This is a genomic window from Aneurinibacillus migulanus (assembly GCF_001274715.1).
Classification (GTDB): domain Bacteria; phylum Bacillota; class Bacilli; order Aneurinibacillales; family Aneurinibacillaceae; genus Aneurinibacillus; species Aneurinibacillus migulanus.
In genome coordinates, this window is record NZ_LGUG01000004.1 from 4,078,987 (window position 1) to 4,092,219 (window position 13,233).

Here is a 13,233-nt window from a genome sequence, read left to right on the forward strand (position 1 = left end):
TATTTTACCACATATATAGTGTAGCATAAAACTATATATAACATATATATCATCGAGCATTTTTAATTAAGCGTTTTGCAAAATAGAAATTTTCACCAAAGGTGAAAAAGCAAAAACGTATACTAAGATTGATTCCGTTTCATTTTTTTAAGTTACTTTCAAGCGAAGCCCTGTTTAAGGACATACGGACAGAATTAATACGCCATGTTAAAACCCATGGAGCGACGTGATGTTCCGTTAGTCGAAAATCCTGTTGGTGGCTCTTTTTCATTACGTACATTGAGTGGAATAATCGCTTGTGCCTTTAGTTTGTGAGCAACTTGATCATTCTTTAACTGATCATAGCCTGCATCCATCATGACAAACTTCATGTTGGTATTTGAAGCTTCAGCTGCTTTACTCATCAAAGTAGGCCCCATGTTGCCATCATTTACATGAGCAGGTGTGACGTCTGCAGCAATAGGGAGCTCACTTTCCGTATCACCGGCAAGATGAATTTTATTTTTGTTGTCATACGTATCGAACTTGGCACCCCAGGTGGCATTTCCTGTGGTTTCCGATTTCTTCTTTGGTTGTTTCCGTTCATAGGCGTCAGTCGCTGTGCTATCAATAGCAAGATGCTTCATATTTATCAGGCCGTTGGCCTGACAAGAAGATACGAGGTCCTGAAATAATTACTCAGCAATTTGTTTTTCTACCATATCTGTAAACATACAACTTAGTGTAGAAATGGAGGGGGCATCTTGATCAAGTCGAAAGCCACATTGGTAACGAAAGCGCAGGTCGGTCTGTAAACGACGATGTAGCTTTGTAAATGTTGAAATTCCCTCCATAGGTGCAGTAAGAAACGCCCGCAGAATCGCTTCACGATAATATCCTGGTGCTCCTTGTGGGGTACGGCTTTTCAACTTTCTTGCATATGGACATAAGTCCAAAGAAGAGAAAAAGGGGTCTAACCACTCTTTGATTCAAGTTTTAACCATTCTTCAAAGGAAAATAGGGTTTCTTGTAGAATATACACAGTGGACTTCCTCTTCGTTAGTGGAATGGGTTCGGTCACCTGTATTCTTCTACAAGTTGGGGTGAAATCCTTTTTTGTGACTAAAAAAGCCTTGCGGCTATAAGAGCGAAAATTATGCAAAACGCTCATTATAAAAAAGGTGCAAAGAAATTTCTGAATTTCTCTACACTTTGAATAAGCATTTTTCTCATTTTTTATTTTTGGAAAGGTAAAATTAAATTATTTTCTCCCAGGTCTACAACCGAAGGATCAGTTACCTTTACATTGGATCTAATTTGATTTTCTCGGGAATCAGTATCTAAATAAATTGCTTTTTTTCCTGGACGAACATCCCAAATCATTGCCTGTATTTGATTCAAATTCCCTTTTATATAAATGGATATTTCTGTTCGGTCAGTATTTTGAATTTGAACATTGTTAAACATGTTACCTGCCACTTCATATGGGAGAAATCTGTGACCATCCAAATATATGCCATATACAGCATCACTAATAAGAATATTACTAAAATTATTACCATCTACCCATATCATATCCGGGCTGGTAACAGGGTTTGTTTTTAGATGGATCCCTTTTTCGAACCCATGAATGTTTATATTATCAACCTGAACCCAACCGATATGATCATTTCCCTTTTGGGCATAGAGGAATATTCCATTTCCACCTGTTCGTGATGTTAGTTTTACATTTGAGATATTCGCAGAAAATGAACCACTGGTAAGTTTATCTCTTCCATCTATATAAATCGCAGATTTGGTGTACTTATTTAATCCCCAAGCACTAATCATTCCACCGCTTATATTGGAGTTTTTCTTTAATTCAATTCCATTGATATCTTTTGTTATATTAAAAGTTGCAGCAGTACTTAATTGTAAAGAAACTGTTGGTTTTACAATAACTGTACGGTTAATCGAGTAATATCCTGCTGGAACATAGACAATTCCACCTCCATTTTTTTGTGCATGATCAATCGCTTTTTGTAAAGTAACATCTGTTTTATGCGTTCCGAAATCTAGGACATTAAAGTCAAACGCACTCTTCGTTTTGGCCTTAGGGTAACTTTGTTGAACAAATAACAAAGTGAGGATCAGAGATATGAATACAAATAAATATTTTTTCATTGCTTTATTACCTCCCTTAATTGGATTTAGTCTAAAAAACACCATATCAATTGCACTGTTATTTTTATAAATATTATGATAACAGTCAATAATATCGCATTAAATTTTGAGTGAAATTTCCATTTTTTCATATGAAATCCTTTTTGATGGAAAGGACAGATGGTTTTCTGTCCAAATTCACTATAAAGGAGAATACCATAGACAATGAAAAAAATAGATCAAGATAGGTATATCAAAAAACTGACAACAAGGGCCTATCTTCTTCTTTTTTACATGTCCATCTCTAAAAAAGAGACGGTCTTCGTGCAATTATGGATAATGCCCTACAGGAAAAATTCCAACAGGAACTAGGATTGACATATATTAGTGCCGCTCAACTTCTCGTAAACTCCGCCATGTAGAACCTTCACTTCTAGCAGAACGTTTTATAGATTCGGTTCATATGCTGTGCCTTTATTCCTACCATATTTACGTACAAAAATGATACACACTAATACCATACTATTCCTTATTACCCCTGTGTCTAAAAAATAGAGATGGGTCACGTTTCGAAAGACAAAAGCGGGCGTCAACTACTCACGACTAAAGTCACGAGCTTGTAACTACCCAGAAGTTCAATCGGTTCTTGTGAACCTCCTTCCTTAGAATGGTGTTACTATAGGCAGGCTGACAGTTACCCAACTAAACAAGTCATGCTTGTGCGGTCACTTCAGCGATGTACTTAATTCCTTTTCGCTGAGGATTCATTGCTCCGATACGGTCATCATTTGATGTATATCTACAAGTCTTACAGCTAAATGTATGCTTTTTCTTATTGCGGTTTTCCTTCTCTGTATGCCCGCATTTTGGACAGGTTTGTGAAGTATATCACGGGTCAACTGCAATCACTTTAGAACCGTTCATTAGCGCTTTATATTCAAGCATTGTGCGAAGTTGGTAGAATGCCCAGGAAACGGTCTCGTAGCGATCTTTCATTCTTACACGTTCAGTTACATTGCGAACACCAGTTAAGTCTTCCAAAACAAACAAAACATTAGCTTCATATCGCTCAATGAGTGCCTTTGATACCTGATGATTTACATCAGCCATCCAACGGTCTTCTCGTCCCCCGACTTGCTTCAACTTTCTGCGAGCAGAAGCCGTACCCAGTTGTTGTAGTTGCTTACGTGGGTATTTATACTCCGAGCGCTTATTTTTAATAGATCATCCGTTAAAAAATAAGGATTTCCCCTGAGAATCATAGCTAACTGTTACAAAATTAATACCCATATCGACTCCAGCTACTTGACGGATAGAGTGTTCGGATGTCTCAGGGATTTCTTTCGTCATCGGAATATACAGAAAGAACTTACCATACTTGTTGACAAGTTTTGCAGTACCAAAAGACCATGTTTCGTCAAAGTATCGTTCTATCCCTTTTGTTTCAAATGGTACTTTGACCCGACCGCTAAGGGTATTAATCGAAAATAATCTTTTAGTAAGGGAATAGTCTCGATTCCATACAAAGTCATATTCAGGTTTCTTGAATTGTACTTTTGTCCAATCGTGACCGTTACCTTTTAAAGATTGGTAACGAGCAATGACAGTTTTCATAACAGACTGTGTCATTTGAGAACGTAAAGGGAACTGGGGACGCGAGCTTCCGTAGGTTATTTTGTGCAGTTTTGCTTGCGCTAATTGCTTTGTGTCGAACACAATAGCTAATACAAAATTGCAACCGGAACGATAAGCGCTAAGAGTAGTTCTTAATCGTTCTCTAGCTACCCCGCATCCCTGTTTCATCAAAATGAGTGACCGGAGAAGTAAGAATCTTATGATGAATGATTTCTTCGAAACCTTCTAATGCCTCGTTGATCTCTCGATGAAGGTGGACGAGCGTATCTTCAGGCTCAAACAGTCTCGAAAGAAGGAGGGGATTCGTTCATAGGGAAGCAATTGATAGTATGTGAAATACACCGCCAGTGCTTTTATATTAGGACCGTATTGAACCAAGCGTTTTGCTTCTCCAGAAAAAAAAGAAACCATGTGGAGTTGCTGACAATGAGGACACATTTTTATTTCGGCTTCATGTTGTGTGACTTCGATTTGAAGGGGTAGCAAATCATAAACCTAAATCTAAAAAGGTATTTATTGGCAACCGAATAGTTACAAGGAAATCAAAAATAACTGGTTTTGGAAATGTAAGAACTCAACATTTGTCGCAATCAGGAACCATTGTACCTATCATGAGGAATGCTCATTTTAAAACCGCTTCATAACACAGCTATCACTATAATTAGTATAGATACATTCAAAGAGAGTTCGGTTAACGTAATGTCTTTTCACTATCATTATTACTCCTTTGGAATCACATAACACAACGATTCATTAGTGTCCTTGATAAATTAGGATTGTTATCCATGGTTTTCCTTTTCACTCTTCTTAATACTGCATCCTTTAGCGAATGAGGCAACAACTGTAAATTTCTCCATCGTTTCAGAGCCTGATACATAGTAAGATCCGCTGCGTAACCATGCATGAGCAACAAATTCTCCATGCTTATCCTTAGCTGTACCGAGATAAAGCGTACTTTCAATTTTTCGTTTTTCTAGCATTTTCATTCCAGCTATGGCCTTTACAAGGCATTCGCTTTCCCAAAAAGTATAACCGCTTATCATATGAATGGCCGCAGATACATTACGTAAGATTTCCTTATTAAATGAATGAGAGGAAAAAGTGGTTTCTCCCATCCTTTCACCTAACAACGGGGCAACCTTAGAAAAAGGGACCGACTTAAGATAACGGGCCCACGCTAAGTAAACAAAGGCTTCTATAAGTAAAAGTTTCATTTTCATATTCAATCTAAGAAATGCCCTAACCTTACGAAAAATTTTCATTATTGCCTCCACACCAGGGAATTAAGATTGTTCCTCTATTAGAATTAAGTCTTCTTCCAACAATTGATTCAAAAATGTTGTTACCTGTTCTTCGCACTCGTTAGGTTCCACATCGTATTGAGACAATAAGGTTGTCACCAACTTTTCCATTGAAATAGGGGTTTTCATAAGCTCCCATATTTCACCACCTAGCTCTCCTAAATTGTAGTACTTCCCCTGTTGGATGTTTAACATCACTTTTTCTCCATCCATATCACTCGCAATATTTCCTGGTACCTGACGGAAGAATTGATTTTTTGTAATTTGATCCTTACTCATGTGCTTTTTCCTCCATATTCAATGTGGTTAAAATTAAGTCTGTTAATTCATAAGCTGTAAAACGGGATAACGGGCGAGATATTTTAAATAGTTTGGTTTTATTGATTATTTTAGCAGTGGTATTAAAATGCCATTCCATTAAACCGGAATCCACAATAAAGAAATTACGATAAGTATGGTTATATAATGTGTAGAACCGTTCTAAATTTTCAATTGGCTGTATTTCAACCTCTTCCTTTTCCGTTTTGACTAATTCAAATACACCGGCAAGGGGGAGTCGTTGAGCAGCAAACTGAGATTGGATAGGGACTGCAAATTTCGTTTTTCTTTCAGCAATAGGCTGATAATTGGTTGATGTCATTCCAAAATGATTTAAGCTTTCTAACCACAACTTCTGTTGAGGATAAGCTGGTATTACAATAGGGATGTTTTCTTCGTTTACTGTTATGGGTATCACATCATCACTAAGAAGTTGATAGTCTCTGTTTAAAAAAGCAGAAGCCAGCGTAGATTTTCCAGCGCCGGAATCACCGACAATGGCATAAACTTTTCCATCAATGGCGATTGCACTTCCATGTAGTGGGAGAATTTTTCTTTGAATTAATATGGCACCCATGCAAGTACCCAGGATATACAGGCGGAGTTGATCCTCGTTAGTGTTTTGAGCCGGCGAAACTAAGATTCTATTTCCATTCTGAATCAAAAAAATGGCGATATCAGGCATACGAAATAAAATAAACTCTTCATTAATGACAAAATAATCGTCTTTGCCCTTTTGCGTAGACCATAAGGTTGTGAGATCTTTTTTTTCAACCAAAATATCATAAATACCATTTTTCATTTGGACAGTAGGTAGTTCTGGCAGAGCAATCTCACTTAAAACCGTTAATCCAAAAGCTTTATAAGCAGTCTTTATGACAGTCTCTATCATCTATATGTTCCCCTATCTATAACCATAACTCTTTATTCATTTCAGATTAAAATTTCTATAACTTTGTCAGTGAACAAAATATTAAGAGTCTACGAGATTTCAGATGTTAAAAAATCCAAGTAGACTCTTTAAACTCTTACTTCTAGCTTTCGAAAGTGATATCGTCTATAGGAGTATGGGAACCAAAGGCAGCGTCGGTATATTTCCCTGAGCTTCCAAGCATCGTCTCTCTTACAGAGAGCACTTCTAAACTAGGTTTTTTCCACTCCTTTTTCATCATTTTCACCTCCTTTCAAGCAAACTCAGCAATCGTAACTCTTACTTCTAGCTTTCGAAAGTGATATCGTCTATAGGAGTATGAGAACCAAAGGCAGCGTCGGTGTATTTCCCTGAGCTTCCAAGCATCGTCTCCTTTACAGAGAGCACTTCTAAACTAGGTTTTTTCCATTCCTTTTTCATCATTTTCACCCCCTTTCAAGCAAACGTTTTAATAAATCTATATACAATTAAACTACGCATTAATGTTTTAAAATCAGGATTAATCGCATATTCAGGGCGAGGTCCTTCTTCAGCCTTTAAAAGTGCCGCCTCAATCACTTGACCATCCAAAAATTCTAAAACATCTTGATCTGATTTAAGCTGTTGAAGTTCTTCTACATATTCATTCCAAAAGGGGATCATTCTATGAACCCAATCAGTGCCTTGAACACCATAAATACTTTGGTTTAACCTAATATCATCGGGTAATAAATTTTCTGTCGACCTCCGGATTAGCGCTCGATCTAATCCATCTTGAACATATTGCTCTTCCGGTAAAGATAAACAAAAACGGACTACACGTAAATCATTGGTTGGATCACGCTTCCATAATGAATATCGTAAGGAGAGCTTTGCCGCTAATGTATTACTTGCATTCCAATAAAAAACATCTGCAAAGTGCCGGATCCTCTGTTCAAAATCATCTCCTATTGGATAGGCTCCTGTTTCATCTAAACCTTGTTCTTTGATTTTCTTGAAAATACCCGTTCTCTCTGCAAATACTGGATTAATGAGTCTAGGGAATTTAAAGGATGTTCCTTGCGGAAAAATTTTATTAATAACCGGAAATCCGATCCTTCCGATAAGTTTCAAATTACGTAATTTATCCCCTTTTACCTTTTCACTATATTGATTTAATTCTTGATAAAGTCGAAGCCACTTGAACTTCTTTAGTAGACGGGCATAATAGTCTAGGGCAGAGCCCCAAGATATAGTAAAATTTCCCCTATCACCATTTAGAAGTACCCCTATTTGTTTCTTATGGGCTTCTTCAAACATTCCCTTTAACCAAAAAGAATTCTCGAAAAATTTATAGGGCATTTCCATTACGTTAAGGAAATCTTCAATTTCAGAATAAGAATTTTTTTCCTTAAAGTCATAGTAATAGTCAGTAATATTCCCAACATACTTAACTGTGGATTGAATAAAGGGTGTTTCATTTGGCATTAAGTATTTTGGAGTAAAATCTTTAAAATCGTCTGGGGGAATGTAACTAAGCGTATATAGTTTTTTATTCTCCATGCGCAACGACTTGGCGGCAAAGCTAACTACGGCTCCTGAGTCTAATCCCCCACTCAATTGGGCCCCTACTTGTTTGTAAGTTCTTAATCGTGATATTACCGCTTCTTGAAAGATGCTTTGAAACGCTTCGACATATTCTTGATTAGACCCTAGTTTTAGCTTTTTTTCTGGTGTTACATAAGCGTATCTTCTAAGCATCACTTTGTTTTTCTCTACTAAAATACAATGGGATGGAGGTACCTGTTCTATATGTTTATAAGGCGTAATAGAGGCATCTACCGTATCAAACATCCCAGTTATGGCTAAATATTCAGCCAGCCATTGTTCGTTCAGCCTTTTTTCCACATAAGGAAGTGATAAAAGAGGTTTTATTGTCGTACAAAAAGAAAACCTATTGTGATTATTATGAAAATATAGCGTTCGGCTCCCCGAAAAATCCCTTGCCCCAAAGAGCCGATGTTTTCTTTCATCCCAAATCATAAAAGCAAAGTCACCGACTAAATACTTTGGAGTTTCTTCCCCCCACTTTTGGTAAGCAAGTAAAATTAACGTGCTATCTGACATCCCTTTTCTATATGTGTATTCCACTTGTAATCTCTCAAATAATTCATTGCGATTATCAATAATTGCGTCAGCCGTAATGGCTAACTGCCTTTCATAATCATAGCAAGGTAACCGTTCACCAACCGACTCAGGTGTAATCCATTGTGCATGACAACCAAGAAAAATATTCCCTTTATGCCAAATATGGGTAACATCAGCGGGGTATTCTTGCAGAACTTCCATTAAGTCCCCACCATGTTCAATATCTATCGGCTCTTCATTCAAATAGAAAATCCCTGTTATTGCACTCATTTTTTCTCCCCTCATGCAACGAACAAATTGTGTGTTTAAGAGCACATTTAGCTTTTTACTTTGTACCTTATTGTTCTTCATTCAAAATGAAAAAGGAATTTTACTATATAAGTTGAATTTTTTGGATTACATCTTTATACAGAGTCGGTCAATGACTTCCTCTGGGTTTTATTCACCTGTGAATGAATTTTCTTACGTTCAACTTGGTTTTTTGAATCGTTGAGTAAAAGACATTGTTCACTACAGATTCTTTCAAACACTTCCAAAAACCCTCATGAGAAGGGCTGAATGAGTTTGGTACGGTAGATCCTGACATTATCCAAAACCATTAGGATTTGTGTTAATTTATCCATCAGCAAACCTCTTTCGTTCTATATTGAGAACCTATTGTAATTATATAACGAACGATATGATAAAACAACCTCTATAAAGAACACAAATATATTTTCTTGAACCTCCCGTCACTGAAGTGGCGAGATTCCTGAGCTGAACACCCTATCGCGGAAAATAAGCGGGCTAGCCCCGTGGTCCCCACGGTTGAATATCTACACAAGCGGTGCTGTACGTAGTCTCTGTCCCTTGCGGTCAATATTGATCATCGCGGTCATGGGTGATACCGCCTGACCGGTACTCCCATGTTCGAAGATTGAGATCCTTTACATCCTGGTGGTGATAGCCATAGGTATGACAAAGCTGATTTGATGGAAACGAACGGCCCGGCCATGCCATGCACTCTTGTATTCAATTCTTGTACGGAGTACGGAGCAGTATATAGGACTAGTAACATCATACACTTTCATTTAATTCACCCTCTAAAATCACTTCTTGATTAGCATTCAAACAGATAATTCACTCGAATCCTAACAGATACATTAGCATCATAAATCCAAATTATTTACTTGGATAAACGCCTTTCAAGTTTACTTTTTTCCTCTTCAAACCCAGGCTTGCCCAGAAGAGCAAACATATTCCTCTTATATGCTTCGACTCCAGGTTGGTCAAATGGATTGACACCAAGCAAGTGACCGCTAATTCCACAAGATTTCTCAAAAAAGTAAATTATTTTTCCAAACGTATATTCATTTATTTCATCCAGTTCAACAATTAAGGTAGGGACCCCTCCATCTACATGAGCCAATAACGTACCTTGCAAGGCCTTTCTGTTGACTTCCTCTATGGTTTTCCCTGTTAAAAAATTCAAACCATCTGTGTTATTGGGGTCTTTTTGAATCGTTACCTTCATTCGGGATTTTTTTACATTTAGAACCGTTTCAAGAAGATCCCTCCGCCCTTCTTGTACATACTGGCCCATGGAGTGCAAATCGGTTGTAAAGTTTGCGGAAGCTGGAAAGAGTCCTTCCTGCTCCTTACCTTCACTTTCTCCAAACAGTTGCTTCCACCATTCTGATAAGTAATGATGAGACGGTTCATAGTAAACTAATAACTCGATCGTTTTTCCCTTTCGGTAGAGAGCATTTCGTACAGCTGCATACTGATAGCAATCATTGGTCAAGAGATCAGGATTGTTGTATTTACGACAAGCCTCTGCAGCTCCTTCGATCATTCGATCGATATTGAGTCCGGCTACAGCGATAGGCAAAAGACCGACGGCTGTCAAGATGGAATATCTCCCTCCCACATCATCTGGAATAACAAATGTTTCATATCCTTCTCTATCAGCAAGCTTTTTTAATGCTCCCTTAGCTTGATCCGTGGTTGCATAGATACGTTTTCTTGCCTCTTCTTTTCCATACCGGTTCTCCATATACTTACGGAAAATACGAAAAACAATGGCAGGCTCTGTAGTTGTTCCTGATTTTGAAATAACGTTAATAGAAATATCCTTGTCTTCCAATACATCTAGCAAATGGGATATATAAGTGGAACTGAGGTTTTGACCAGCAAAATAAATTTGTGTAGTGTCGGCCATTTGGTTGTGAAAGGTATGGGACAAGGCCTCAATAGCCGCTCTTGCCCCTAAATAGGATCCGCCTATGCCGATAATAATAAGAGCATCTGAACTTTTCCGAATTCTATTAGCTGCTTGTTTAATTCGTTCAAATTCTTCTTTATCATAGCAAATTGGCAAATCAACCCAACCCAGAAAATCGGATCCGGGCCCCTTTTTTTCATGAAGCATAAAATGAGCTATTTTCACAGATTCTCTTAGATTATCTACTTCATCCTTTTTTATAAAGGATAATGCATTGGAATAATCAAAAGAAATAGTCATAAATATCTTCCTCTCTTTCAACTCATATAATAATTTTCCTTTATCCTTGTTCTATTTTTTAAAAAAAGTGATGATCAAATTCCCCCAGACCTTCCTTTATCTACCATAAGTTAAATCCATCCTCTTGTAACAATTAATGTGATGCCTCTGACCCCATTGAACCAGAAGGATATGGATGGAGAGGAAGGATATTTTCCTCAAAGGCCTCTAAAATAGGCTGTACCCACTTCCAAGGTAATTCTACTTCTTTCCAACGGGAGAAGAAAGTGGAATTTCCTCGCAAGGCATCGAATATTAAAAGTTCGTAAGCTTCGGGTATCTCTTTCGAATCGACAGAAAATCCCATCGAAACGGGCTCAACCCTATTATCGTTTAATATATTTTTCATATTTAATCGCAACGAAATACTCTCATTTGGATTTCTTTGAATTACCAACAGATTAGATAGAGTTTTTTCCTCTTCGTTCTTATAGAAACCCTCTAATGGATTTTTGAATTCAATCATAGTACTATTAAAATCCCTAGCCTCCAACATGAACTATAATCCGAACAATGGACACTTTAAAAAATCCATTGTTTGGGTCTTTTGTATGAGGAAGCGACAAATATAGAGGTATGACCAACTCACTGACTATAGATGGGGGAGAAAATATGAGCAAAATTATTTCCTATTATTTACAAATAAAAATTAGAGTTAAATCCTAATGTGAGTAAGATTTCTGAGTGTTCCATTACTTATCATTTAGATTTTAAGTTAAAAGCCGTCAAAGAGAATTTGAAGGATAAAGAACCGATGCAGATTTTTCTTGAGAATGGATTTGATCTCTCGATCATCGGAAGGGGGAATCAAACCAATGTCTCAAAAGATGGAGTAAGCTTTATGAGAGGAAGTATTTCATACAGAACAAAGAGGAAAAGGAAGTACAGGACGTCCTTCTTCTAAGCAATCGACAAAGGAAATTTATAATGCTAAGAAAGGTCGTACTGGTGTGCTAACCATTAAGATGGAACTTGAAAATCAAAAAAATGTAGTCATGAATCACAAGCGAATCCGTCGAATCATGCGGAAATATAATTTAGTAGCGAAAGTCCGATGTGCGAACCCTTAAAGAAGACGACACAGGCAATGCATGAGCACAAGATACGTCCAAACCTTTTAAAACGAAACTTCGATCAAGGCGAGCTACAGAAAGTGTTTTTAACAGATATCACTTATCTCTTCTATGGCAATGAAAAGAAGGCATATTTGTCTTGTGTAAAAGATGGGGCAACATGAGAGATGCTGCTATATCATTTGTCAGAGTCACTGCACATGGATCTGGTTTACCGTACTGTTAATAAACTAGCTGAACAGTTTGATTACTCACTCCATCCAGAAGCAATATTACATTGAGATCAGGGTGTTCATTACACGAATCCAGCTTATCACATAGAACTTGGTTTGACCCCCTCAATGTCACGCAGAGAAACTGCTGGGACAACGCTCCAATGGAGTCTTTCTTTGGTCATATGAAGGACGAAATGGAATATACGAGGATCCAATCATTTAATGAGCTCAAAAAATGCATAGGGGCTATATCGAAAGATATAACTACTATAGGTATCAGTGGACATTAGAAAAGCTGACTCCTGTTGAATATAGGAATCAGCTTTTAGCAGCCTAGCCATCACTTTTTTAAACTGTCCATTATTGGGGTTACAGTTCATTGAAACACTAACAAATTTAGATCTTATTAAAAATGATTAACTTGATAATTTAACTACTTTGAAACGGTAATATTAATCGGAATCCGCTTTACGAAGACGACACCGGCGATTACCGGATTCAAGTTGGACGTAAAAAAAACGAGGGGGCACAAGGGACTACTAAGATGTTTTCAAGTGTTTTCTTTGTTTGATTTTTATAGCGGGATTTCCTGCTACTACCGAAAAATCTTCTACATCTTTTGTGACGACAGAGCCAGCACCAATAATTGCGCCGTTACCTATTGTAACGCCAGGGAGTATGATTACTCTCGCGCCGATCCACACGTCATTTCCTATTCTAACAGGTTCGCTCGTAGATCCTTGTTGTGACATTGGTATTGTTGTATCTTTGTAGTGGTGAACACCTGTGAATATCATTACTTCTGGTCCAGTCATCACATTATCTCCCAAGGTAATGCTATTCGTTAAATCGAGCCTAGAATTTACTCCAATTCCAGAATGATTTCCTATAACAAGTTTTTTACCTTTCCCAATGTGGACATTAGGGAGAATGTTTACATTTGTACCGACTCTGTCCGCTATACATTTGAATAGTAATAATCGTAATTTTC

The 13,233-nt window shown here is 37.5% G+C and carries 9 protein-coding genes and 4 pseudogenes; 1 reads left to right on the forward strand and 12 read right to left on the reverse strand.

The window, feature by feature from the left end; all coding sequences use genetic code 11:
* Positions 1-197: 197 nt before the first annotated feature.
* The 11 genes and pseudogenes from AF333_RS37845 to AF333_RS21385 all read right to left on the reverse strand — a co-directional run.
* Positions 198-1,021, reverse strand: a pseudogene (locus AF333_RS37845) (transposase); the annotation flags it as partial.
* A 194-nt stretch (positions 1,022-1,215) separates the two neighbouring features.
* Positions 1,216-2,142, reverse strand: a complete 927-nt coding sequence (locus AF333_RS21350) for a pectate lyase family protein (protein WP_043066858.1) — start codon at positions 2,140-2,142, stop codon at positions 1,216-1,218.
* 690 nt (positions 2,143-2,832) lie between these two features.
* Positions 2,833-3,924 (reverse strand): annotated as a pseudogene (locus AF333_RS21355) (RNA-guided endonuclease TnpB family protein).
* A 611-nt stretch (positions 3,925-4,535) separates the two neighbouring features.
* Positions 4,536-5,018, reverse strand: coding sequence for a lasso peptide biosynthesis B2 protein (locus AF333_RS21360; protein WP_043066857.1), 483 nt, complete (start codon positions 5,016-5,018; stop codon positions 4,536-4,538).
* A gap of 21 nt (positions 5,019-5,039) precedes the next feature.
* Positions 5,040-5,336 carry a lasso peptide biosynthesis PqqD family chaperone gene (locus tag AF333_RS21365; protein WP_043066856.1) on the reverse strand — a complete coding sequence of 99 codons (297 nt, stop codon included), beginning with the start codon at positions 5,334-5,336 and terminating at the stop codon, positions 5,040-5,042.
* Entirely contained in the window at positions 5,329-6,267 is a 939-nt protein-coding gene (locus AF333_RS21370) for an ATP-binding cassette domain-containing protein (RefSeq protein ID WP_043066855.1), read from the reverse strand. Before AF333_RS21370 ends, AF333_RS21365 begins: the two co-directional genes overlap by 8 nt.
* Positions 6,268-6,409: 142 nt before the next feature.
* Positions 6,410-6,544 carry a paeninodin family lasso peptide gene (locus AF333_RS33080; RefSeq protein ID WP_139189203.1) on the reverse strand — a complete coding sequence of 45 codons (135 nt, stop codon included), beginning with the start codon at positions 6,542-6,544 and terminating at the stop codon, positions 6,410-6,412.
* Between the two features lie 47 nt (positions 6,545-6,591).
* On the reverse strand, positions 6,592-6,726 hold the full coding sequence (locus tag AF333_RS33085; RefSeq protein WP_139189191.1) for a paeninodin family lasso peptide: 135 nt from the start codon (positions 6,724-6,726) through the stop codon (positions 6,592-6,594).
* Positions 6,727-6,741: 15 nt separating this feature from the next.
* The gene (locus AF333_RS21375; protein WP_043066854.1) at positions 6,742-8,682 is read right to left on the reverse strand and encodes a lasso peptide isopeptide bond-forming cyclase; all 1,941 of its coding nucleotides are present in this window, start codon (positions 8,680-8,682) and stop codon (positions 6,742-6,744) included.
* Between the two features lie 895 nt (positions 8,683-9,577).
* Positions 9,578-10,915: a glucose-6-phosphate isomerase gene (locus AF333_RS21380; RefSeq protein WP_043066853.1), complete on the reverse strand. Its 1,338-nt coding sequence runs from the start codon at positions 10,913-10,915 to the stop codon at positions 9,578-9,580.
* Positions 10,916-11,048: 133 nt separating this feature from the next.
* Positions 11,049-11,420, reverse strand: coding sequence for a glucose-6-phosphate dehydrogenase (NADP(+)) (locus tag AF333_RS21385; protein WP_043066852.1), 372 nt, complete (start codon positions 11,418-11,420; stop codon positions 11,049-11,051).
* A 201-nt stretch (positions 11,421-11,621) separates the two neighbouring features.
* Between AF333_RS21385 and AF333_RS32220 the strand changes: the two are divergent.
* Positions 11,622-12,579, forward strand: a pseudogene (locus AF333_RS32220) (IS3 family transposase).
* Positions 12,580-12,802: 223 nt separating this feature from the next.
* Here the strand turns inward: AF333_RS32220 and AF333_RS37655 are convergent.
* Positions 12,803-12,958 (reverse strand): annotated as a pseudogene (locus AF333_RS37655) (DapH/DapD/GlmU-related protein); the annotation flags it as partial.
* Positions 12,959-13,233: the final 275 nt, after the last annotated feature.